At 64.1% G+C, this 21,305-nt stretch carries 22 protein-coding genes, 1 tRNA gene and 1 riboswitch; of the genes, 9 read left to right on the top strand and 14 right to left on the bottom strand.

From position 1 onward, the window contains the following. Window positions 1-191 precede the first annotated feature (191 nt). From NDK18_RS09430 to NDK18_RS09415, 4 genes are all read left to right on the top strand, one after another. Window positions 192-2,078: a M61 family metallopeptidase gene (locus tag NDK18_RS09430; RefSeq protein ID WP_425600631.1), complete on the top strand. Its 1,887-nt coding sequence runs from the start codon at window positions 192-194 to the stop codon at window positions 2,076-2,078. A gap of 125 nt (window positions 2,079-2,203) precedes the next feature. Next, on the top strand, window positions 2,204-2,545 hold the full coding sequence (locus tag NDK18_RS09425; protein WP_250624529.1) for a type II toxin-antitoxin system RelE/ParE family toxin: 342 nt from the start codon (window positions 2,204-2,206) through the stop codon (window positions 2,543-2,545). 16 nt (window positions 2,546-2,561) lie between these two features. Then, a complete protein-coding gene (locus tag NDK18_RS09420) occupies window positions 2,562-2,861 on the top strand; it encodes a helix-turn-helix domain-containing transcriptional regulator (RefSeq protein ID WP_250624530.1) in 300 nt (99 codons plus the stop codon). 37 nt (window positions 2,862-2,898) lie between these two features. Then, window positions 2,899-2,975 (top strand) — tRNA-Arg (locus tag NDK18_RS09415). A gap of 55 nt (window positions 2,976-3,030) precedes the next feature. Here the strand turns inward: NDK18_RS09415 and NDK18_RS09410 are convergent. From NDK18_RS09410 to NDK18_RS09390, 5 genes are all read right to left on the bottom strand, one after another. After that, window positions 3,031-3,579: a DUF4142 domain-containing protein gene (locus NDK18_RS09410; RefSeq protein ID WP_250627596.1), complete on the bottom strand. Its 549-nt coding sequence runs from the start codon at window positions 3,577-3,579 to the stop codon at window positions 3,031-3,033. Between the two features lie 175 nt (window positions 3,580-3,754). After that, window positions 3,755-3,928: a DUF1328 domain-containing protein gene (locus NDK18_RS09405; protein ID WP_250624532.1), complete on the bottom strand. Its 174-nt coding sequence runs from the start codon at window positions 3,926-3,928 to the stop codon at window positions 3,755-3,757. 253 nt (window positions 3,929-4,181) lie between these two features. Further along, window positions 4,182-4,760: a hypothetical protein gene (locus NDK18_RS09400; protein ID WP_250627595.1), complete on the bottom strand. Its 579-nt coding sequence runs from the start codon at window positions 4,758-4,760 to the stop codon at window positions 4,182-4,184. A 103-nt stretch (window positions 4,761-4,863) separates the two neighbouring features. Next, window positions 4,864-5,682 carry an NADPH-dependent 7-cyano-7-deazaguanine reductase QueF gene (gene queF, locus NDK18_RS09395; protein ID WP_250624534.1) on the bottom strand — a complete coding sequence of 273 codons (819 nt, stop codon included), beginning with the start codon at window positions 5,680-5,682 and terminating at the stop codon, window positions 4,864-4,866. Window positions 5,683-5,725: 43 nt separating this feature from the next. After that, entirely contained in the window at window positions 5,726-6,718 is a 993-nt protein-coding gene (locus NDK18_RS09390; protein WP_250624535.1) for an aldo/keto reductase, read from the bottom strand. A 118-nt stretch (window positions 6,719-6,836) separates the two neighbouring features. Here NDK18_RS09390 and NDK18_RS09385 point away from each other — a divergent pair, with 118 nt between their 5' ends. Beyond that, window positions 6,837-7,364, top strand: a complete 528-nt coding sequence (locus NDK18_RS09385; RefSeq protein ID WP_250624536.1) for a DUF2058 domain-containing protein — start codon at window positions 6,837-6,839, stop codon at window positions 7,362-7,364. Between the two features lie 12 nt (window positions 7,365-7,376). Here NDK18_RS09385 and NDK18_RS09380 read toward each other — a convergent pair whose 3' ends face one another. From NDK18_RS09380 to NDK18_RS09355, 6 genes are all read right to left on the bottom strand, one after another. Then, on the bottom strand, window positions 7,377-7,760 hold the full coding sequence (locus tag NDK18_RS09380; RefSeq protein WP_250627594.1) for an acyl-CoA thioesterase: 384 nt from the start codon (window positions 7,758-7,760) through the stop codon (window positions 7,377-7,379). Window positions 7,761-7,794: 34 nt separating this feature from the next. Next, window positions 7,795-8,823, bottom strand: coding sequence for a ribonucleotide-diphosphate reductase subunit beta (locus NDK18_RS09375; protein WP_250627593.1), 1,029 nt, complete (start codon window positions 8,821-8,823; stop codon window positions 7,795-7,797). Between the two features lie 11 nt (window positions 8,824-8,834). After that, on the bottom strand, window positions 8,835-9,062 hold the full coding sequence (locus NDK18_RS09370) for a hypothetical protein (RefSeq protein ID WP_250624539.1): 228 nt from the start codon (window positions 9,060-9,062) through the stop codon (window positions 8,835-8,837). A gap of 2 nt (window positions 9,063-9,064) precedes the next feature. After that, a complete protein-coding gene (locus NDK18_RS09365) occupies window positions 9,065-11,584 on the bottom strand; it encodes a ribonucleoside-diphosphate reductase subunit alpha (protein ID WP_250627592.1) in 2,520 nt (839 codons plus the stop codon). Between the two features lie 155 nt (window positions 11,585-11,739). Then, window positions 11,740-11,949, bottom strand: a riboswitch (cobalamin riboswitch). Between the two features lie 27 nt (window positions 11,950-11,976). Continuing rightward, window positions 11,977-12,912, bottom strand: a complete 936-nt coding sequence (locus NDK18_RS09360; protein ID WP_250627591.1) for an alpha/beta hydrolase — start codon at window positions 12,910-12,912, stop codon at window positions 11,977-11,979. Between the two features lie 38 nt (window positions 12,913-12,950). Further along, window positions 12,951-13,658 carry an SDR family oxidoreductase gene (locus NDK18_RS09355; protein ID WP_250624542.1) on the bottom strand — a complete coding sequence of 236 codons (708 nt, stop codon included), beginning with the start codon at window positions 13,656-13,658 and terminating at the stop codon, window positions 12,951-12,953. 132 nt (window positions 13,659-13,790) lie between these two features. On the opposite strand from NDK18_RS09355, the gene NDK18_RS09350 reads away from it, so the two are divergent. The 3 genes from NDK18_RS09350 to NDK18_RS09340 are packed head-to-tail and all read left to right on the top strand — an operon-like array spanning window position 13,791 to window position 17,801. Next, a complete protein-coding gene (locus tag NDK18_RS09350; protein ID WP_250627590.1) occupies window positions 13,791-14,372 on the top strand; it encodes a TetR/AcrR family transcriptional regulator in 582 nt (193 codons plus the stop codon). A 10-nt stretch (window positions 14,373-14,382) separates the two neighbouring features. Further along, complete coding sequence (gene mprF / locus NDK18_RS09345; RefSeq protein ID WP_250627589.1) at window positions 14,383-17,031, top strand: bifunctional lysylphosphatidylglycerol flippase/synthetase MprF; 2,649 nt, start codon at window positions 14,383-14,385, stop codon at window positions 17,029-17,031. Continuing rightward, on the top strand, window positions 17,028-17,801 hold the full coding sequence (locus NDK18_RS09340; protein WP_250627588.1) for a virulence factor: 774 nt from the start codon (window positions 17,028-17,030) through the stop codon (window positions 17,799-17,801). The genes mprF and NDK18_RS09340 overlap by 4 nt, the downstream gene beginning before the upstream one ends. Here NDK18_RS09340 and NDK18_RS09335 read toward each other — a convergent pair whose 3' ends face one another. Then, complete coding sequence (locus NDK18_RS09335; RefSeq protein WP_250624549.1) at window positions 17,802-18,332, bottom strand: gluconokinase; 531 nt, start codon at window positions 18,330-18,332, stop codon at window positions 17,802-17,804. 150 nt (window positions 18,333-18,482) lie between these two features. Here NDK18_RS09335 and ltaE point away from each other — a divergent pair, with 150 nt between their 5' ends. After that, on the top strand, window positions 18,483-19,502 hold the full coding sequence (gene ltaE / locus NDK18_RS09330) for a low-specificity L-threonine aldolase (protein ID WP_250627587.1): 1,020 nt from the start codon (window positions 18,483-18,485) through the stop codon (window positions 19,500-19,502). Here the strand turns inward: ltaE and zapE are convergent. Then, the gene (gene zapE / locus NDK18_RS09325; protein WP_250627586.1) at window positions 19,499-20,605 is read right to left on the bottom strand and encodes a cell division protein ZapE; all 1,107 of its coding nucleotides are present in this window, start codon (window positions 20,603-20,605) and stop codon (window positions 19,499-19,501) included. The genes ltaE and zapE overlap by 4 nt on opposite strands. Further along, the gene (locus tag NDK18_RS09320) at window positions 20,602-21,288 is read right to left on the bottom strand and encodes an alpha/beta hydrolase (RefSeq protein ID WP_250624554.1); all 687 of its coding nucleotides are present in this window, start codon (window positions 21,286-21,288) and stop codon (window positions 20,602-20,604) included. The genes zapE and NDK18_RS09320 overlap by 4 nt, the downstream gene beginning before the upstream one ends. Between the last annotated feature and the right edge of the window lie 17 nt (window positions 21,289-21,305).

Here is a 21,305-nt window from a genome sequence, read left to right as displayed (position 1 = left end):
ATGCGAACCGCGGCGGAATACTATCCACGACAAGCATTTCGGTCAGACACATGACCTCTGGCATGGGGCTGGGCTTGGCGCCGAGGCTAGGATCGAGGGGTTGCGACGGCGCCCGGGAAGCGCCGTCTGTCCTTTCCCCCCGATCTGGCCCATGGAACAAGGCCAGGTCGTCCCCTTGTCCGGAGATACGAGTGAAAGCCACACCCCTTGCTTCCGCCCTGCTTGTTGCCCTGGTTGGCCTGGGTGCCACGACTGCCAGCCATGCCGACGTCGCCCCGCCGCAGGACACCGCGTTCAACGGCACGATCAAGGTCGTTGTCGACGCCACCGATCTCGATCGCCGGATCTTCCGCGTCAAGGAAACCATCCCCGCCCAGCCCGGTCCGATGACCGTGCTGTTCCCGGAATGGCTGCCCGGCCATCACTCGCCCTCGGGCCCGATCGACCAGTTCGCCGGCCTCGTGGTCAAGGCCAACGGCCAGAAGGTGGAATGGACGCGCGATGTGTACAACGTCTACGCCTTCCACTTCGACGTACCCGCCGGCGCTTCCAGCGTGGAGCTTGAGTTCCAGCAGCTCACGCCGCAGTCCACCCGCCAGGGCCGCGTGCAGATGACGCCGGAAATCGTCAACGTGCAGTGGAACGGCGTCACCCTGTACCCGGCCGGTTACTACGCCAACCGCATCAACGTGGATGCCAGCGTCAAGCTGCCCACCGGCTGGCAGTTCGGTTCCGCGCTGGAAGTGGCCAGCAAGGATGGCGATACCGTCAATTTCAAGACGATCAACTACGACGACCTGGTCGACTCGCCGATCTTCGCCGGCAAGTATTTCAAGCGCGTTGACCTTGATCCGAACGGCCGCTCGCCGGTGCACCTGAACATCGTGGCGGACGATCCGCAGTCGCTGGAAATCAAGCCCGAGCAGCTGGAAATCCACCGCAACATCGTCAAGCAGATGGACCGCCTGTACGGCGCGCGCCATTTCGATCACTACGACTACCTGCTTGCCCTGACCGAGAAGCTCGGCGGCATCGGCCTTGAGCATCACCGCTCCAGCGAAAATTCAGGCTCGCCCGGATACTTCACCGAGTGGGAGAAGAACTGGCTCGGCCGCGACCTGCTGTCGCACGAATTCAACCACTCGTGGGATGGCAAGTTCCGCCGTGGCGCCGACCTTGCCACGCCGAACTTCAACGTGCCGATGGGCGACACCCTGCTGTGGGTGTACGAAGGCCAGACCCAGTTCTACGGCCAGGTGATCGCCGCGCGCTCGGGCCTGATGACTCAGGACCAGTCCAAGGACGTGTGGGCCATGGTCGCTGCCAGCTACGACCGCGGCCGCCCGGGCCTGGCCTGGCGCAATGTGCAGGACACCACCAACGACCCGACCATCGCCCAGCGCCGGCCGCTGTCGTACCGCAACTACCAGATGAGCGAGGATTATTACTCCGCCGGGCAGATGATCTGGCTGGACGTGGATACCCGCATCCGCGAGCTCACCAAGAACCACAAGTCCCTGGACGATTTCGCCAAGGCCTTCTACGGCATCGACGACGGCAGCTACAAGGTGGCCCCGTATACCTTCGACGACGTGGTCAAGACGCTCAATGGCGTGGTCGCCTACGACTGGGCGCCGTACCTGCGCGAACGTTTGGATGGCCACAAGGGCCCGATCGACGGTATCGCCCGTTCGGGCTGGAAGCTGGTCTACAACGACAAGCCGTCGGAAGCTGTGAAGGCCGCCGAAATGCGCCGGAAGTCCGTGGACCTTACCTACTCCGTCGGCCTGTCGCTGTCGGCCAAGGGCGAAATCGGTGACGTGCTGTGGGACAGCCCCGCCTTCAATGCAGGCATCTCCCCGGGCATGACGATCACCGCCGTGAACGGCAAGGAATTCTCAGGCGAAGCCATCAAGGACGCCGTGAAGGCCAAGCAGCCGTTGGACCTGCTGGTGAAGAACTTCGACAGCTACAAGACGATCCGCATCAACTACACCGGCGGTCTGGTGTACCCGCATCTGGAGCGTGATACCAGCCGGGCGGATTGGCTTAGTGAGTTGCTGAAAGCCAAGAAGTAAAAACACTACACGTTCGGCATCAAGGCCCCGGCATCTGCCGGGGCTTTTTTTATGCACGCTTTTCATTCGACGTGGCCAGGAGGGCGGCGTCCATACCCTTGACATGGATTCGTCAAAAAACGAATATGAAGACGCTAAGGATTGAGCACTACGTCAGCGCCGAGGATGGCTTCCAACCGTTTGGCGACTGGCTCGAACGATTGCGCGACAACAAGGGTCAGCTTGCCGTGATCCGTCGTATAGGGCGTATGCAACAAGGCAACTTCGGTGATTGGAAATATTGCCGCGACGGTGTGAGGGAGCTGCGCGTGGACGTGGGCCCGGGATACCGCATTTATTTTGGCGTAGCCCATGATTGCGTTGTTCTGTTGCTCTGCGGAGGCGACAAGCGATCACAGGCGTCTGATATCAATAAAGCAGTGCACCTTTGGGATGACTGGCAACGAAGGCAGGACAATGAAAAGTAAACCGCATGACGTTGCAATGGCCGAGCTCTACAGGAAGAAGCCTGACCTGGCCATCCAGGTAATCAACAGCATTCTGGAGGAAGGAGACCAGGGCGAACTACTCGTCGTGCTTCGGCAACTGACGCTGGCATTCGGGGGCGCGCAAGTGGTCGCGGCGCAGGCCGACCTCAATCCCACGCAGATCTACCGGACCCTGTCGCGTGAGGGCAATCCTGGGCTCAGTAGCTTGTCCGCGATACTCAAGGCGATGGGGCTGCGCCTTGCCATCGAACCTTTGCGGAAATCGGCGGCGCCACGCCTGGTTTCCCCGCCGTAGCTGGCCGGCCCCCGGATCGGCTACAATCGCCGGCCACGCGCCCGTAGCTCAGCCGGATAGAGTAGTGGCTTCCGAAGCCATTGGTCGGGGGTTCGAATCCCTCCGGGCGCACCACATTCCAGAAAAAAGCCCGCGAAAGCGGGCTTTTTTCGTGGCGTTGCGGATGGGTCTAGCCCTTCATCCCTGGTGTCAGCTTCGATGCCATGTCCGCGTGGTGCTCGATGGTGGGGAGGGTCTCGGCGGCGAAGGCCTTCAGTTCTGGATCCTGGCCGGAAGCGGCTTCCTTCTTGAACAGCTCGATCGCCTTGGCGTGGTCCTTCTTCATCAGCGAGATGTACTTGGCATCGAACTGGGTGCCCTGTGACTGCTTCAGGCTATTGGCGGCGGCGGCCTGGGCCTTCATCGGCTCGGTGGATACCGCGATGCCCTTGCCCTGGGCGATGGCGGCGAGCTTCTGGTTGGCGGCGGTGTGGTCGGTGATCATGGTGCCGGCGAAATTCTTCACGTCGTCGCTGCTGGCCTTCTCCGAAGCGATCTGGCTGAGGCCGATCTCGCCCAGGCCAGCGGCGCTGGCATCGCGCACGAACTCTGCATCGGCCGATGGCGCCTTCTGTGCACCTGGTTGTGCCTGCGGTTGTTGGGCCGCCGCCGGTAGCGCGACGGCGCCCAGGGCGGTGACGAGGGCGATGCTAAGGATGCTTTGTCGACGGAAGTTCATGTGCGGGGTTTCCCTTGTTTGCGATATCAACGTGGGTCGAGCATGGCGCCGCACGGGTCAACGCGGGGTGCAGTCACCGTGAGAACCTGCATAAAAGAAGAGCCCTGCGGCGGACGCAGGGCTCTCCTTCGTGGTGCAAGGGTGCACCGACGCGATAGTGGCGCGCTAACGCCAGCTAGATCCTGGGACCGCGGCGGAAGCCTCCGAAGATAAGCGACAGCACGAACAGGATGATGAAGACCACGAACAGGATCTTGGCGATGCTCGCGGCACCCGCGGCGATGCCGGTGAAACCGAACACGGCGGCAATCAACGCGATAACCAGGAATACGACGGCGTAATGAAGCATGGAGGGTCTCCTCGTTATGGGTAGGCCCGGCGTCAAGCCTGGCACGGGTGGTGTTATCCAGTCCGTTGGCTTGGCTGGCGTATGAATTAGCGCATTTGGGAATTGACGCCGATGTATGCGAGCGGTGAGGTAGCGGCTCACCGCGTCTTTGCACGCCGTACACAACGCTGCCGGAAACCCTTTATTTCCTTATGCCCATAAAAAAAGGGCGCCCGACGGGGCGCCCTTCATTCGAAACGGTAGCTAACCGCGGTTACTTCTTCTTGACCTCGAAGTCCTGCGTGGCGGCGGCCTTGCCGTCCACGGCCACCACGAGCTTGTACTTGCCTTCCGGCCATTCGCTGGGGTTCTGCACCTTGAAGGTGGTGACGGCCGGACCGTCGGTAGCCACCGTCTTGCTGGTGTCGCTCACCGCCGAGCCATCTTCAAACGTCCACTTGGCGCTCAGGTTGCTGCCCGGCGTGCTGCCGTCGGTGGCGACCGAGGCGTAGATGGCCTTGTCGGAAGGGGCGAAGGAGGTCTTGGCCTTCGATACCTTGTGATCGTTGCCGACCACCGAGCCCAGGGTCACCGTGTCGACCTTGAAGCCGGCGGCGGCAGGCGCAGCGGCAGCCGGGGCGGCGGGCGCAACTGCTGCGGCCGTGGTGCTGGCGGCGGCGGGTGCGCCGGCAGCCGGTGCCGGGGCGGTAGCCGCCGGAGCCGGGGTGGCCGGGGCGGTGCTGGCGCCGGCCGGGGCGGTCTGGCCCTCGTCCTGCTTACCGCAGGCGCTCAGGGCAAGGAGGGCGGCCATGGTGGCGGCGGGGAAAAGGAAGGTGCGGGCAGAAAGCGTCATGAGTGGTGTTCCGTGAATCGAAGGGGTTTAAGGCGCAGTGCGGCAGACTACAGGCCCTACAGGTAAAGGCAAGCGCCCTGAAGCCATGATGAAGATGTCAATTCTACTGCCTGGCGCCCCGAGGGTTGGTGGGGCTCGCCGGCTCACTGCTGCGGAAGGGATTGATGTCCAGGCCGCCCCGGCGGGTATACCGGCCGTAGACTGAAAGCCGCGTGGGCCGGCAGGTCCGCGCGATGTCCATCCAGATCCGCTCGACGCACTGCTCGTGGAATTCATTGTGGTTGCGGAACGACACGATGTATCGGAGCAGCCCTTCGCGGTCGATCGGTGCGCCGGCGTAGTCCACCTGCACGCTGCCCCAGTCGGGCTGGCCAGTGACCGGGCAGTTGGACTTCAGCAGATGGGACACCAGCGATTCCTCGACGCTGCCTTCGCCGGTGGCGAGGAACCCGGCCTTCGGCGGCCCGTAGTGGTCGATGGCCACCTCCAGCCCGTCGATCAACTCGCCCCGTGGTTCGGCAAGTTTCGATCCATCCAGTGCGCCAGGGGCCATCAGGACCACACTTACGCCTGCACCGGCAGCCGCCGAAAGGTCGCGTTGCAGCGTTTCGGCCAGCGCGGTTTCCTCGATGCGCTCGGCGGCAAAGCCATTTAGGTACAACTTGAACGATTTTGATTCGATGATGTTCGGCGAGGCCGCCGGCACGCGGAACTCGGCCACGGCCACGCGCGGTTTGCCGTTGGGCTCGAGCCAGGACAGCTCGTAGGCGTTCCATACGTCCACGCCGCAGAACGGCAGCTCGCCGGCCAGACCCAGTTCCGCGCGCTTGTCGGCACGCGGAATGGGAAATAGCAGGCTGGCATCGTAGCGATCGGCATAAACGGTGTGCTGGCCCAGCGGCGAGGCTTCGATGGAACCCATGGCGCGTCTCCCGGGAGGGAAAACGGCCATTGTAGCGCCGCCTTCAGACGTTGATCGCCTTCATCATGGCCTCGGCGTAGCGATCACCCGCGGCGGCATCGGCCGGGAATGCCTTGTCCAGCGCCTCAAGCTCGGACTTCTCCAGTTTCACTTCGATGGCGTGGGCATTCTCTTCGAGGTATTTGCGCCGCTTGGTGCCCGGGATCGGCAGGATGTCGTCGCCCTGCGCCAACACCCAGGCCAGCGCCAGTTGCGAAGGTGTGCAGCCCTTGTCGGCGGCGAGCTTGCGCACCTGTTCCACCAGCTTCAGGTTGCGGGTGAAATTCTCGCCCTGGAAACGCGGGTTGTTGCGGCGGTAGTCATCGGCGTCGAAATCATCGGGGCTCTTGATCGCTCCGGTAAGGAAGCCGCGTCCCAGCGGGCTGTAGGCCACCAGGGCGATGCCGAACTTGCGACAGGCATCGAGCGTCCCGGTGGTTTCCGGGTCGCGCGTCCACAGGGAATATTCCGCCTGTAGCGCCGCGATGGGGTGCACCTTGTGAGCGCGCTCGATGGTGGCTGCCGATGCCTCGGAAAGGCCAAGGTGACGCACCTTGCCGACCTTGACCAGGTCCGCCATGGCGCCGACCGTTTCCTCGATCGGCGTGTCGCGGTCCACCCGGTGCTGGTAGTAGAGGTCGATGTAGTCCACGCCCAGCCGTTTGAGGCTGTCGTCGCAGGACTTGCGCACGTACTCCGGACGGCCGTTCACGCCCCGCGCCTGGGGATTGGCCGGGTCGCGCACGATGCCGAACTTTGTGGCCAGGAAAACCTTGTCGCGCTTGCCGGCGATGGTCTTGCCCACCAGCACTTCGTTGGTGTGCGGGCCGTAGGCATCGGACGTATCGAGGAAGTTGATGCCCAGTTCCAGCGCGCGGTGGATGGTGGCGATGGACTCATTGTCGTCCAGGCCACCGTAGAACTCGCTCATGCCCATGCAGCCAAGGCCGATCGCGGAAATGGAGGGGCCGTTGCGGCCAAGCGTGCGGGTAAGCATCGAATGCTCCAATGCAAGGGGAGGGGATCCCCATGTTATTACCTGTCATGTATACAAATCGCATCGGCTAACGCAGCGCTACAATATCGGGCCGTATCCACCGACTTTCGGCAAGATCATGCGCAATCCACTGCAGGAACAACTGCTCAAGGCGGGCCTGGTAAAGAAGGCCAAGGTGGCCGAGGTCGTCCGCGAGCAGAACAAGCAGCGCCACGGCAAGGCCGCGCCGGCTCCTGTCGCCACGCAGGCCACGGACGCCCAGCGCGAGAAGGCCGAGCGTGACCGCGCCATCGCCGCGGAACGGAACGACAAGCAGCGCGCGGCCGAGCGCCAGGCCCAGGTGAAGCAGATCGTTGCCGAACACCGGCTGCCGCGAAAGGGCGAGATCAGCTATCGCTTCAGCGACGGCAATGCGATCGCCAGCTTCCTGGTCGATGAACCCATGCGCGCGCAGCTCGCCGCAGGTGCGCTGGTGGTGGTGCGTCACGGCGACGGCTACGAAGTATTGCCCCGCATTGCCGGGGAAAAAATCCGTGAACGCGACGCATCGCTTATCGTTGTCGACCATGCGCAGACAGGCACCGGCGAGAGTGCAGAAGACGAGTTCTACAGCAAGTTCAAGGTGCCCGACGACCTGATCTGGTAGCTCACCGTCCGATTACGCCGCGGGTAGCGGCTGCACGGGCGTCGGCTTGTAGTTGGCATCCAGCGCGATCATGGTGAAGGTGCCGCGCGTGCAAAGCTCGCGGGCACCGCTCAGAAGATCCTCGGCATACATGGCCACGTCGATCTTCATCGAGGTGCGGCCCACCGAAAGCACTGTGGCGATCAGTTCCACCATCTGCCCCTTGCGCACCGGCACGTGGAAATCCACCTGCTCCGAGCGTCCGGTAACGACGATCTGCCGGGAGTACCGCGACGCGGCCAGGAATGCCGCCTTATCCATCCAGGCCAGCGCCTGGCCGCCGAAAAGGGTACCCAGGTGATTGGTGTGGTCCGGGAACACGATCTCAAGCAGCCGGGCTTCAGTGGGATTGCTCATGGCGGATATTCCTTCGGCGAGGGGCAGCCCGCCTTTAGAACGAGGCGTCGAAGGTCACTTCGCCCTGCACACCCACCTGGTACGACGACACGCGGCGTTCGAAGAAGTTGGTGAGCTCTTGTACGTCCTGCAGGTCCATGAAGTCGAATGGATTGCGCGAGCCATACTTCTTCGGCATGTCCAGCTGCACCAGGCGCTGGTCGGCGCAGTACTCAAGGTATTGGCGCATGTCGGCCACCGAGAGACCCGCCACGCCGCCGGAGAGCACATCCTGGGCGAATTGCGTCTCGCAGGAAATGGCATCTTCAAGCATGGCTTCCACCTGCAGGCGCATCTCGTCGTCGAAGAGGTCGGGTTCTTCCTCGCGCACCTGGCGCACCACCTCGAAGGCGAAGGCCATGTGGCCGGATTCGTCGCGGAACACCCAGTTGGTTCCCGAGGCCAAGCCGTGCAGCAGGCCGCGCGAACGCAGGTAGTAAACGTAGGCGAAGGCGGCGAAGAAGAACAGGCCTTCGATGCAGGCTGCAAAGCAGATCAGGTTAAGCAGGAACTGACGGCGCTGCTCACGCGTTTCCAGGCGGTGCACGTCCTGGATGGAATCGATCCACTTGAAGCAGAACTCGGCCTTGTGGCGGATCGATGGAATCGTCTCGATGGCCGAGAACGCGCGGGCGCGCTCGTTCTGGTCGGGAATGTAGGTGTCGAGCAGGGTCAGGTAGAACTGGACATGCAGTGCTTCTTCGTACAGCTGGCGCGAAAGGAACATGCGCGCCTCGGGCGAGTTAACGTGCTGGTACAGGTTCAGCACCAGGTTGTTCGACACGATGGTATCGCCGGTGGCGAAGAACGCCACCAGGCGATGGATCAGGTGCCGGTCGGCATCGGACATCTTCTTGTTGAGGTCGGTGGTGTCCAGCGAGAAGTCCACTTCCTCCACGGTCCAGGTGTTGCGGATCGCCGCGCGATACATTTCGTAGAACTGCGGGTACTTCATCGGGCGAAGCGTGAGCTCGAAGCCAGGGTCGAGCAGTCGGGAGTCGCGGGATACGGGTTGGCTGGACATTCTTTTCCTGGTCAGTCGAGGCGCGCGGCGAAGCGCTCGCGCACGTGCTGGTTGATGTACGTGGCAAGGCCGCGTCCGGCGCGGGCGAGGCCTTGCATGGCGGCGACGTCATCGGCGCCTGGCGTGGTGCTGTCGTAGCGGTAGGTTCCGCCCTCGATGAAACGAACATCGATGAAACCGTCGCCGACTGTGAAGGCGGCGACGCCTGAGTTGCCATCGAGGTTGCGGTAGCGCTGCACGGCTACTGGCAGGCCTCGCAGTACTCGGGGTTTTCCAGCGAGCAGAACACCGCGGCGGTGGCTTCGTCCTGCGACGGTGCCGCGACCGGCGCCGAGGCGCGCGAGGCGGTGACCGTGGTCTTGGCGATGCGCGTGGCCGGCCGCGAACGCAGGTAGTAGGTAGTCTTGATCCCCGATTTCCATGCGTACATGTACATCGACGACAACTGGCCGATGTTCGGATTCTCCATGAACAGGTTCAGCGACTGGCTCTGGTCGATATAGGCGCCACGCGCGGCGGCAAGGTCGATCAACGCCTTCTGCGGCAGTTCCCAGGTGGTGCGATAGACCGCGCGAAGCTCCGCGGGGATGGCGGCGATATCCTGCACCGAGCCTTCGGCCAGCTTGATCGCATCGCGGATGTCCGCCGTCCACAGGCCAAGCGTCTTCAATTCCTCGCACAGGTAGCGGTTCACCACCAGGAAGTCGCCCGAGAGCGTCTCGCGCTTGAAGAGGTTCGACACCTGCGGCTCGATGCACTCGTAGCAGCCGGCGATGGAAGCGATGGTGGCCGTGGGCGCAATGGCGATCAGCAGCGAATTGCGCAGGCCGTGTGCCTTGATGGCCTGGCGCAGCTCCGCCCAGCGACCGTCGACATCCGACGGCGTGGCCTGTGGCCAGTAGTCGAACTGCAGTTCACCATTGGCCGCGCGCGTCTCTGCGAAACCCGGATGGGCACCGTGCTGCTCGGCCAACTCGTTGGAGGTCACCAGCGCATGGAAGTAGATCTCCTCGGCAATGCGGGTGGAGAGCTTCTTCGCTTCTTCTGAATCGAACGGCAGGCGCAGCTTGAAGAACACGTCCTGCAGGCCCATCACGCCCAGGCCCACCGGGCGCCACTTCATGTTGGCGGTTTTCGCGGTGGCGATCGGGTAGAAGTTGAGGTCGATCACGCGATCGAGCTGGCGTACGGCGGTACGCACGGTGGATGCAAGCTTGCCGTAGTCGAGGGCGCCATCCACCACGTGGCGGGACAGGTTGATCGAGCCTAAGTTGCATACGGCCGTTTCGTCCTGGGAGGTCACTTCCAGGATTTCCGTGCACAGGTTGGAAAGGTGGATCACGTTCTTCGGATTGGCCGTCTGGTTGCTGGTGGCGTTGGAACGGTCCTTGAAGGTCATCCAGCCGTTGCCGGTCTGCGCCAGCGAACGCAGCATGCGGGCGTAGAGCTCTCGAGCCTTCACCTTCTTCGCCGCCAGGCCTTCGCTTTCAGCCTGGGCATAGGCTTCGTCGAAGGCAGGGCCCCAGGTGTCGACGAAATGCGGGACGATCTTCGGATCGAAGAGTGACCAGTCGGCATCGGCCTCCACCCGGCGCATGAAGAGGTCGGGTACCCAGTTGGCGAGGTTCAAGTTGTGCGTACGGCGCGCGTCGTCGCCGGTATTCTCGCGCAGCTCGAGGAATTCCTCGATGTCCGCATGCCAGGGTTCAAGGTAGACGCAGGCGGCGCCCTTACGCTTGCCGCCCTGGTTGACCGCCGCCACCGAGGCGTCGAGCGTCTTCAGCCAAGGAACAAGCCCATTGGAATGGCCATTGGTACCGCGGATCAGCGAGCCGCGCGAACGGATGCGGGAATAGGCAAGGCCAATGCCGCCGGCGAACTTCGACAACTGGGCCACGTCGCCGTACTTCTGGTAGATCGATTCGAGCGCATCCTGCGGTGAATCAAGCAGGAAACACGAGGAAAGCTGCTCGTGCGAGGTGCCGGCGTTGAACAAGGTGGGCGAGCTTGCCAGGTATTCCAGCGCCGAGAGCATGCGATAAAGCTCCAGCGTCTCGGCGATGTCGTTGCCGCCCAGCGAACAGGCAATGCGCATGAAGAAATGCTGCGGGGTTTCGATCACCAGGCGCTTCTGCGGATGGCGCAGCAGGTATCTGTCGTACACCGTGCGCAGGCCGAAGTATTCAAATCGGCGGGAAGCGGAAGCATCGATGGCATCGTTGAGCTTGCGTGCATTGGTGGCCACGAAGCTGCGCAGCCGGTCGTTCAATATGCCCAGTTCCGTGCCGTGCGCGATCGACTGGGAGAAGCTCTGGATTTCCTGGCCCGACACTTCCTTGTCGATGAAGGCCGACAGCAGGCGCGCGGCGAGCTGGCCGTACTCGGGCTCTTCCGCAGTGAGCGCAGCGGAAGTGCGAATGGAAAGCTGGTCGAGCTCCTGGGTGGTGGCGCCGTCATACAGGCCGCCGATGGTCTTCAGGGCCACACGCATCGGGTCAACGCCAAACAGGCCCTCGGCGCTGCGGGTGACCGCGCGCACGATCTTGTTCACGTCCACGCTTTCCGTGCCGCCATTGCGCTTGGTCACGCGCATCTGGCCGGGGCTGTGGGGAGGGGTCAGGCTGAAATCGGGCGGCGTGGCCCCGGCCGGTGCCGGGCTCCGATAGGGCGCGGCTGGCGCGCGATCGGTAACGGAGGTGGCGCTGGCGACGACAACGGGGTCGGCCGCGCTTTCGCGCGAGGAGAGATCAAGTGGCTGCATGGCAATGCCCTGGCAAGACGTTCGATTGCCTGCTCCCGCGCGCAGGGACCGCAAGTGGCGGCGGCAAAGGCGGAGGAGACGCGCAAGGGCCAAGGCAACGGTGCCCGCCTCGCAACGTGCTTCCCCGCGGAAGCCGTCACCACGAACCATCGCCGCTCTGGCGCTGGTTGCTGGCAGGTCTTCGGACTCGTGGCAGGCCCCCGGAGGGGTTTTCCTAGCCGTCGCTTCCCGATCCGATGGCGGACCAGTGCTTGTGACGGGTTCGTTTCCACTTACCGCTGCGGGGCAGTCCCGGATTTACACCGGATTCCCTTTTAAGCCGTGGCCAAAAAACCGGACAGGGCACCAACGGAACACAAGATATAGGCCGACGCCCGTGGGGTCAACACAAGTTATGGTGTTATCGCGCTACGGGCTGGAGGTGTCTGATGGATAAAGGAAACCACGTCGTCGAGCACCGGTTTCTTCCCCTGCAGGGGCGTCGACAGGGCAAACACGAGGCCGGAGTGTCCCATTCCGGGATACAACTTCAAGGTCACAGGCTCGGCATGGGCCTTCACGGCGTCGGCAAGCGAGGTGGAGTTGTGCACCCCCACTTCCTTGTCGGACAGGCCATGCAGGAGAAGCATCGGCGGTTCGTCGCCGTCGACGAAATCGATCGGCTGGGCGCGGTGCTGCTCCGATGGCGAATGGCCGAACATGCCCAGCATGTCCTTCTCGTTCGGCGCGATGGGGACGAAGTCGTAGACGCCGGCCATGCCGATGAAGCCGGCCAGTTCCCGCGTGGTCATGCCCTGCGCCTGCAACCAGCGCCCATCGGTGGCGAGCAACCCGGCGATGTGACCGCCCGATGAGTGGCCCATGATGAACAGGTGCGAGGCATCGCCGCCGAATTCCGTGGCATGGGCGTGCGCCCATGCCACGGCGCTTGCCGCGTCCGCCATGAATCCGTCCATCTTCACCTGGGGATATTTCCGGTAGTCGGGAATCACCGCGACGATGCCGCGCGAAGCCAGCGCCGTGCCGACGAAGCGATACCACTGCCGCTTGCCACTGGTCCAGCTTCCGCCATGGAAGAACACCACTACCGGTGCGTCGATGGTGGCGGCGGGACGATAGACGTCCAGCTTCAGGCCCGTGGACGGATCGAAGACGACCCCTCGAGTGGACTCGATGCCATGGCGGTGGTCGGTGGTGTTGAGCCCGGCGAAGAGCGTTGCCCGGCAACCGCCCAGGCTGGCGAGCAACACCAGGCCCACGCAAAGACGCAAGAAAATGCCGCTTGCGCGGGAATACCAGGGCAGTACGTCACGCGCGATCGGCTTCATCCACCGAGCATGCCCGGTCGCGCGTGAACCATGCAATGTCAGCTAAGTTTTTCGCCCAAATACGCCGGACGCGGCGCATTGAAACCAGCTTTTACCTGACGGGCCGTGTCGTCGACCAGCACTTCTTCCTCGCCGGCTTCCAGTGCCTTGAGCACGGCGTCCACCACCACCTGTGGATGCGTCTTCGGTGCGGTGACGTTCTTCACCATGTCGGTGTCGATGTAGCCCACGTGCACCCCCAATACCTGCACGCCGTCGGCGTGCAACTCGGTGCGCAGGCCATTGGTCAGTGCCCAGGCCGCGGCCTTGGTGATCGAATAGATCAGCGAAGTTGGCAGCGAAATCCAGCTAAGCGCCGAAAGCACGTTGACCACGGCGCCGTGGCGCTTGCGCAGCGACGGAGCGAAGGCCTGGCTTACCGACAGCACGCCGAACAGGTTGGTGGCCAACTGCGTATCCAGCGCCGTCCGGGCGCCGTCGTCGAGCAGGCTCACCTTCGGCTCGGAGATGCCGGCGTTGTTGATTACGATGTCCACGTCCGGGTGAGCGCGGGCGGCCTCGGCGATGGTGGCGGGGTCGCTGACGTCCAGCCGTACCGGGATGGCGCCGGGCAGATCCACCGTGGAGGGGTCGCGCGCGCCCGCATAGACCTTGGCGGCGCCCAGGTTCAGCAGGGTCTGGGCGAATGTGCGGCCGAGGCCGCGGTTGGCGCCGGTGACCAGGACGTTCTTGCCTTTGATTTGCATGGTGGCTCCTTCATTTGAATGATGACCATCATTTAATAGGGCGCCCTGCCGGTTCTTCAAGCCCCATCGCCGCTATTGTTTCACCCCCGTCATGCCATCATATGTCAGGTGTCATCCAACAGGCCGCCCGCCATGCGTTACGAGAACGGACATAAGGAAGCCACCCGGGAGAAGATCCTGGTGGAAGCCGCACGCCGCTTCCGCGAGGAGGGCATCGACGCGGTGGGCGTGGCCAACCTGATGGGCGGCATCGGCCTTACCCAGGGCGGCTTCTACAACCATTTTGCCTCCAAGGACGCCCTGGCCCGCGAGGCCATGACCAACGCCCTTGAGGCCACCAAGGCCCGCTTCGAGAAAGATGGCTCGGTGGTGGCCCTGGTCGAGCGCTATCTTTCCACCGCCCACCGGGACCACCCGGGCAGGGGTTGTCCGGCGGTTACCCTGTCGCAGGAAATTGCGCGCGCCTCGGACGAGGTGCGCGAGGGCTTCACCGATGAGCTGGAGAAGATCCTGGCCACCATCCGGGGCGACTTGCCCGCTGACATGTCCGCCCGGCAGAAAAAGGCAACGGCGATGGCCGCCTTCAGCGCCATGGTGGGCAGCATGACGCTGGCCCGGGCCGTGAACGATCAGGCTTTGTCCGACGATATCCTCGCCGCGGGGAAGAAGGCGGTACTCGCCATGCTGCAGACCCCGTCCCGACCCACATCGTGACGCTATTGGCATGGCGCCTGTGGCACCCTATCGGGTGAGCGAAGGGTTCGGGAGCAATTGCCAGGTGGTGGAGCAGGTCGGGCAGGACGCATTGGTGGTGCGTTCTAGTCATTTCATGGCGGTGATGCGCCGTCTGGCGGGGCCGCTGTTGTCGGCGGTGTTGTTGTGCCTGGCACTGTGGGCTTTGCATAGCCTGGCCAGCGAAGTCAGCTACAGCGAAGTCTCGCACTACGTGCACGACCTGCAGGGCTGGCAGATCGTGGTGGCCATGGCGCTCACCGCGGCCGGCTACATGGTGATGACGCTCTACGACTGGTATGGCCTGAAGTCGGTGGACTTCGCCTTGCCCCGGCGCGAGGTGTCGCTGATCTCGTTCATCAGCTACGCCTTCAGCAACGTGCTGGGCATGTCGCTGTTGATTTCCGGTTCCATCCGCTACCGGTATTACATCCAGGCGGGCCTCACCAATACGCAGATCGCCCGCGTGGTGCTGTATTGCACCGGCGCCTTCTGGCTTGGCCTGTGCGCACTGACCGGCGTCACCCTGCTGTTGGTGCCGTTGCCGGAGGAACTCCCCTTTGCCGGCCTGCGCATCCCGGTGGCGATCGTGCTGACGCTGGTGCCGCTGACGTGGGTCTTCGGCAGCCGGATCATCCGGCGCCCGATCAAGCTCTGGCGCTGGCACGCGGTCTTGCCCAAGCCTGGGCCGGCCTTCCGCCAGGTGGCCATCGGCGCGGTGGACTGGTGGCTGGCGGCGAGCGTGCTCTACGTACTTATGCCCGATGACGCGAATTCCGGCTTCGGGCATTTCCTGGCGGTGTTCGTGCTGGCGCAGATGGCAGGCCTGATCAGCCACGTGCCCGGTGGCCTGGGCGTGTTCGAGGCGGTGATGCTGGCGGGCTTCGGCGCCGCCGGCAACGAAGGCCTGGAAGCGCCGATCCTTGGCGCGCTGGCCGCCTTCCGCGTGGTCTATTACCTGCTGCCGTTATGCGCCGCCACCTTGATGGTGCTGCTGCGGGAAGCGCGGACGCTGACCAAGAAAAGCATGGTGCCGCCGTGGTTCGCGGGACTTCTGCCGCCGTTCTTCGCCGGCCTCACGCTGGTATCCGGCGCGGTGCTGCTGTTCTCCGGCGTAACCTCCGCCTCGCCCGGGCGCATGGACATGTTGCGCGGCGTATTGCCGTTGCCGGTCCTGGAGGCCTCGCATTTCCTCTCCAGCGTGATCGGCATGATGTTGCTGATTTTGGCCCGCGGCCTGCAGCGGCGCCTGGACGCGGCCTACGTGCTCACCCTGGTGCTGCTGGTGATCGGCGCGGTGCTGTCGGTGCTCAAGGGCGTGGCATACGCCGAAGCGGCGCTGCTGAGCCTGCTGGCCCTGGCCCTGGCGCCGGCGCACCGGCATTTCTACCGCCGTGCATCGCTCTTCACCAGTACGTTCTCGGTGGGCTGGATCCTCGCCATCATCGCGGTGCTGGGCTGCACCACGTGGCTTGTGGTATTCAGCCTCAAGCACGTGGAATACAACAGCAGCCTGTGGTGGGAATTCTCCTTCCGCCACGGCAACGCGCCGCGCGCCCTGCGCGCACTGGTAGGCGCGGCGGCGGCCGGACTGTTGTTCGCCCTGGCCAAGCTGATCCGCCCGATGCGCACGCGGCCGCTGCCACCCAGCAACGCCGACATCCAGCGCGCCCTGCCGCTGGTGAAGTCGTTTAATTCCTCCCAGGCCCACCTGGCCCTGATGGGCGACAAAACGCTGCTGTTCGCGCCGGGCGACAAGGCGTTCGTGATGTACGACATCGAAGGCCGCAGCTGGGTAGCCATGGGCGATCCGGTGGGCGAGGACGAAGCCGCCCGCCGCGAGATCGTCTGGAGCTTCCGCGAACTGTGCGAACAGGCCGGTGGCTGGCCGTTGTTCTACCAGGTGCGGCCCGACGACCTGGACCTGTACCTGGACATGGGCATGCACCTGATGAAGATAGGCGAAGAAGCGCGGGTAAAGCTCGCCGACTTCAACCTCGATGGAAAATCCCGCAAGAGCCTGCGCAACATCGTCAACAAGCTGCACCGCGATGGCCTGACCCTTCAGATCGTGCCGCCGGAGGACGTCGCCGCGCTGCTGCCGATCTTGAAACCCGTGTCCGATGCGTGGCTGCACGACAAGCACGTACGCGAGAAGGGATTTTCCTTAGGTGGCTTCGACGAACGCTATCTCGTCCGCACGCCGATGGCCGTGGCCTGGCTCGACGGCAACCCCGTTGCCTTCGCCAACCTGCTCTTGACCGACAGCAAGGAAGAGGCGTCGGTGGACCTCATGCGCCATCTTCCCGACGGACCGGCCGGCATCATGGATTACCTCTTCATTGAACTGATGATGTGGGCGCGTGGCGAAGGCTACCGCTGGTTCAATCTCGGCATGGCGCCGCTGTCGGGCCTGCGTAACCGGCGCATGGCGCCGTTGTGGAACCGCTTCGGCGCCATGGTGTTCGGCCGCGGCGAGCGCTTCTACAACTTCCGCGGCCTGCACCAGTACAAGGATAAATTCGGGCCCGAGTGGGAGCCACGGTACCTGGCGGTATCCGGCGGCATCGGCCTGCCGGTGGCGCTGACCAACGTGGCGAGCCTGATTTCAGGCGGCTTGACCGGCGTGGTGCGTCGATGAGGCGAAGTGCCCGTTGGGGCCTGGGCGTTGTCGTGCTCATCGTTATTGCAGGCATCTTGTGGTGGCAGCCGTGGAAGCACGTATCGCTCGACGAGGCGGCGGTCGTACTGGACGGTGCGCGCGGCGTTGCGCCACCGCCGGAGCTGGCCGATGTGATGGTGGTGTTCTACAGCGGCGATGGCGGCTGGTCGGACCTCGACAAGGGCCTGGGCAAGGCCATGGTCGATCGCGGCGTGCCGGTGCTTGGCATCAATTCCTTCAAGTATTTCTGGCGCAACAAGCCGGTGGATGTGGCAGGACCGGAACTTGATGCCGCGGTGAAGCAGTACCTGGCGCACTGGCACAAAAAACGCGTGCTGCTGATGGGGTTTTCCTTCGGTGCGGACGTGGCGCCGTCCATCCTTGAACAGGCTTCGCCAGAAACGCGCGCGGCCGTGGCGCAGATCATCCTGCTGTCGGGAAGTCGCGACGTGAACTGGGAGATCGAGATGGAGGGCTACATGGTCGCCAATTGGTTCACCACCCAGGCGCGCATCGTTACCCAATGGCTGAACCCGATCCCGCACACCCCGGCCATCCCACCCATCGCTGCATTGGACGGCAAGCCGCCCGTGGCGTGTTATTGGGGCGCGGACGATTTCGACGACTCGATCTGCACCGACAAGGCGTTGCCGAAGTGGGTGGTAGTGCATCCGATGCCCGGCACGCATCACTTCGACCAGAATTACCCGGCCCTGGCCACGCGCATCGTCAACGACTTCCCGAAGTAGTCACGCGGGCCGATGGGCCAGCCAGGTAAGGAAACCATCGACGATGTGCATGGGCGTCTGGTCGATTTCCGCGCGGTAGATATCGTCGCCGTGCGGTTCTTCCAGCGTCGCCAGCTGGCTGTCGAGCAGATGCGGATCGAAGAAATGGCCTTTGCGGGCGGCCAGCCGTTCGCGCAGCAAGGCCGGCGTGCCATGCAGGAACATGAACACCGTTCCCGGGCCCGCGAGGCGCTCTCGATAGATGCCCTTCAGCGCCGAGGCTGCCAGTACCAGGCCGCGCCCGGTGTCCCGGTGCCGGTTGATCACGCCTTCGATGGCTTCCAGCCAGGGCTCGCGGTCGTCGTCGGTAAGGGGGATGCCTTCCCGCATCTTCGCCACGCTTTCGGGCGTGTGCAGCTGGTCGGAATCGACGAAGTCGCGCTCCATCCGCGTGGCCAGCAACTGGCCGATGGTGGTCTTGCCGGAGCCTGACACGCCCATCACCACGACGATGGGCGCACCGTTGTTGCCGCTGGATGGGTCTGTCGTCATCGGAAGCGTCCCTTGAGAGGCCCCTTCAACGTACACCCTAACCATTTCGCCGGGCACGATAAATAACCCAGGGCGTGACGGCCGTTTACGTTGTGCCGGGTGGTGGCCGGCCGTACCATCGGATGTTTTAAGGATCCGGGAAGGGCCGCCATGGCAATCATCGACCTGCGTAGCGACACCGTTACCCGGCCCACCCGGGCCATGCGCGAAGCCATGCTCGATGCGCCGGTAGGCGACGATGTTTATGGCGAGGATCCCACCGTCAACGCCTTGCAGGAGCAGCTGGCCGCGGAACTGGGTTTCCAGGCGGGGCTGTTCGTGCCCAGCGGTACGCAAAGCAACCTGATTGGGCTGATGGCGCATTGCGAGCGGGGCGATGAATACCTGGTGGGCGCCGATGCCCATACCTATAAGTTCGAAGGCGGTGGCGCGGCGGTGCTCGGTTCGATCCAGCCGCAACCGATTGCCCACCAATCCGACGGATCGCTGGCCATCGCGGATCTGGAAGCCGCAGTGAAGCCGGTGGATCCGCACTTTGCCCGCACCCGCCTGCTGGCGCTGGAGAACACCTGGCATGGCCGCGCGCTGCCGCGCCAATACTTGCAGGAGGCGCGGGCTTTTGCGCGTCGCCGCGGGCTTGCCTTTCATCTGGATGGTGCGCGGCTGTTCAATGCCGCCACTGCCTACGGCGTGTCGGCACGCGAGGCAGCAGCCGGCTTCGACAGCGTATCGGTGTGCTTCTCCAAGGGCCTGGGTGCACCGGTGGGCTCGGTATTGCTCGGTTCCACCGCCCTTATCGATCGTGCCCGCCGTTGGCGCAAAGTTACCGGTGGTGGCTGGCGCCAGGCGGGCATGCTGGCTGCCGCGTGCATCCATGCGCTGGATCATCATGTGGCGCGATTGGCAGACGACCACGCACGCGCGGTGCGCCTGGCCGAAGGCTTGAGTTCCCTCCGCGGCATGACGGTGGATGCGCAGCACACCAACATGGTATTCGTCCGCGTGCCGGTGGATCGCCTGCAGGCACTCGATGCCCACCTTCGTGCCGCCGACGTGCGGGTGAGTATCGGCTACCTGCCGACCGTGCGCATGGTTACCCACCTGGACATCGACGACGACGGCATTGAACGCGCCGTCGCCGCTTTCGGCAGTTTCTTCGGCAGCAATTAAGCCGGCCGATGCTCGCGGGCGAGGTATTCCTCGCTCTGCATTTCTATCAGGCGCGACTCGGTGCGGGCGAACTCCGCGCGCACGCGCTCACCGTCGTAGAGCTCGGTAATGGGCGCCGCAGCCGACAGCACCAGCTTCACCTGGCGATCGTAGAACTCATCCACCATCAGCACGAAGCGCTTGGCCTCGTTCTCGGTGTACACGGTGAACTGCGGCACGTTGGACACCATCACCATCGGGTAGCGGCGCGCCAGTTCGATGTAGTCGGCCACACCGCGCGGCCCTTCGCAGAGGTCGGCGAACTCGAACCAGGCGATGTTCGCCGCACGCTTGCGCACGGGAATCTGGCGGGCGTGGATCTCAAGGGCGCCGCTATCGACGACATCGCCCGTGGCCTGGGCACCGAAAATGCGTGCGAGCGAACGTTCGGCCTCGGCGCCCGGGGGCACCAGGTACACGGGCGCCTGGGCGAGGGCGCGCAAACGCCAGTCGCGCGGGGAAACCATTTCATGCACCTTGCAGTGCTTCTCGATCAGGGCGATGGCCGGCAGGAAGCGTGCGCGTTGCAAGCCGCCCTGGTACAGGTTCCCGGGTGGCGTGTTGGAAGTGGTGACTAGCGATACGCCGCGCTCGAACAGTGCTTCGAGCAGATTTGCCAGGATCATCGCATCGCCGATGTCGTTGACCAGGAACTCGTCCAGGCACAGCACGCGCGCCTTCGCCGCGATGCCGGCGGCCACCTCCACCAGCGGATCGGCGCGCTCGCCCAGCGCCCGCATGGCCTGGTGGGTTTCGGCCATGAAGTGATGGAAATGCCGCCGCAGCACCAAGCCCCGGGGCAGGCTCGCTACGAACATGTCCATCAGGAAGGTCTTGCCGCGGCCGACATTGCCCCAGAGATAAAGGCCCTGTACCGGTTCGCGGGTTTCCCCGAGCAGCGTCTTTATCTTGCCGAAGAAGCCGTTGTCCTGCTTCTGGCAAAGCGCCGCATGCATGCGGTCGAATTCGGGCAGCACGCCCAACTGCGCGGGATCGGATTCCCAGCGGTGGCCAGTCACGCCCTCGCGGTAGCGAAGGCTGGGCGTTACGTCATCGCAACTCATCCCTGGCGCACTGGCGGCAGCCAGTCCTTTACCCCGTGCTTCACCGCGCCGCGCAGGTCCATCAGGCGGCGGTGGAAGAAATGGCTGGTCTCGGGCATGCGCACCAGCACGGGCTCGGCATCGAGGCTGTCGAGCCAGTCGTAGACGGTTTGCGGATCGACGACTTCGTCTTCCTCGCCCTGAACGATCAGCCAGGGGCAGGTGGGCGTGCGCAGGCTGGAGAAATCCCAGCGGCCGGCGGGCGGCGCGATGCTGACCAGGGCGTCCGCCTGCAGGCGCACCGCGTTCGAGATTGAAACGAAGCTGCCGAAGGAAAACCCCGCCAGCCACAGGGCATCGCCAGGATGCACGCGGCGCGCCCATTCGACCACGGCGGCGAGGTCGTCGCCCTCGCCCAGGCCGTTATCGAACTCCCCTTCCGAAGCGCCCACGCCGCGGAAGTTGAAGCGCACGGTGTCCAGGCCCGATTCGCGCAGCGAGCGCTCGAGCATGGTGACCACCTTGTTGTGCATGGTGCCGCCCTGCAGCGGATGCGGGTGGCAGATCACCGCGGTGCCACGGCGGGCTTCGGCCCGGTCCGCGGCATCGGTAGTCACTTCGAGCTTGCCGGCAGGCCCGGCGAGGGCGAAGCTGAAGGCTTCGGCCGGGAAACTATCCGGTGCATCCACGAGAGGTTCGTTCATGGAGGGCATTCTACTAG

The organism is Pinirhizobacter soli (genome assembly GCF_015905305.1).
Taxonomy (GTDB): Bacteria; Pseudomonadota; Gammaproteobacteria; order Xanthomonadales; family Rhodanobacteraceae; genus Pinirhizobacter; species Pinirhizobacter soli.
Note: the sequence above shows the minus strand (reverse complement) of the source record. Positions and strands in the feature narration are given on the sequence as shown.

Coding starts and splice junctions, on each gene's coding strand:
- NDK18_RS09425 (WP_250624529.1), top strand. CDS start 2,204: ATGAAGACGCTAAGGATTGAGCACTACGTCAGCGCCGAGGATGGCTTC.
- NDK18_RS09420 (WP_250624530.1), top strand. CDS start 2,562: ATGGCCGAGCTCTACAGGAAGAAGCCTGACCTGGCCATCCAGGTAATC.
- NDK18_RS09410 (WP_250627596.1), bottom strand. CDS start 3,579: ATGAACTTCCGTCGACAAAGCATCCTTAGCATCGCCCTCGTCACCGCC.
- NDK18_RS09405 (WP_250624532.1), bottom strand. CDS start 3,928: ATGCTTCATTACGCCGTCGTATTCCTGGTTATCGCGTTGATTGCCGCC.
- NDK18_RS09400 (WP_250627595.1), bottom strand. CDS start 4,760: ATGACGCTTTCTGCCCGCACCTTCCTTTTCCCCGCCGCCACCATGGCC.
- queF (WP_250624534.1), bottom strand. CDS start 5,682: ATGGGTTCCATCGAAGCCTCGCCGCTGGGCCAGCACACCGTTTATGCC.
- NDK18_RS09390 (WP_250624535.1), bottom strand. CDS start 6,718: ATGCTTACCCGCACGCTTGGCCGCAACGGCCCCTCCATTTCCGCGATC.
- NDK18_RS09385 (WP_250624536.1), top strand. CDS start 6,837: ATGCGCAATCCACTGCAGGAACAACTGCTCAAGGCGGGCCTGGTAAAG.
- NDK18_RS09380 (WP_250627594.1), bottom strand. CDS start 7,760: ATGAGCAATCCCACTGAAGCCCGGCTGCTTGAGATCGTGTTCCCGGAC.
- NDK18_RS09375 (WP_250627593.1), bottom strand. CDS start 8,823: ATGTCCAGCCAACCCGTATCCCGCGACTCCCGACTGCTCGACCCTGGC.
- NDK18_RS09365 (WP_250627592.1), bottom strand. CDS start 11,584: ATGCAGCCACTTGATCTCTCCTCGCGCGAAAGCGCGGCCGACCCCGTT.
- NDK18_RS09360 (WP_250627591.1), bottom strand. CDS start 12,912: ATGAAGCCGATCGCGCGTGACGTACTGCCCTGGTATTCCCGCGCAAGC.
- NDK18_RS09355 (WP_250624542.1), bottom strand. CDS start 13,658: ATGCAAATCAAAGGCAAGAACGTCCTGGTCACCGGCGCCAACCGCGGC.
- NDK18_RS09350 (WP_250627590.1), top strand. CDS start 13,791: ATGCGTTACGAGAACGGACATAAGGAAGCCACCCGGGAGAAGATCCTG.
- mprF (WP_250627589.1), top strand. CDS start 14,383: ATGGCGCCTGTGGCACCCTATCGGGTGAGCGAAGGGTTCGGGAGCAAT.
- NDK18_RS09340 (WP_250627588.1), top strand. CDS start 17,028: ATGAGGCGAAGTGCCCGTTGGGGCCTGGGCGTTGTCGTGCTCATCGTT.
- NDK18_RS09335 (WP_250624549.1), bottom strand. CDS start 18,332: ATGACGACAGACCCATCCAGCGGCAACAACGGTGCGCCCATCGTCGTG.
- ltaE (WP_250627587.1), top strand. CDS start 18,483: ATGGCAATCATCGACCTGCGTAGCGACACCGTTACCCGGCCCACCCGG.
- zapE (WP_250627586.1), bottom strand. CDS start 20,605: ATGAGTTGCGATGACGTAACGCCCAGCCTTCGCTACCGCGAGGGCGTG.
- NDK18_RS09320 (WP_250624554.1), bottom strand. CDS start 21,288: ATGAACGAACCTCTCGTGGATGCACCGGATAGTTTCCCGGCCGAAGCC.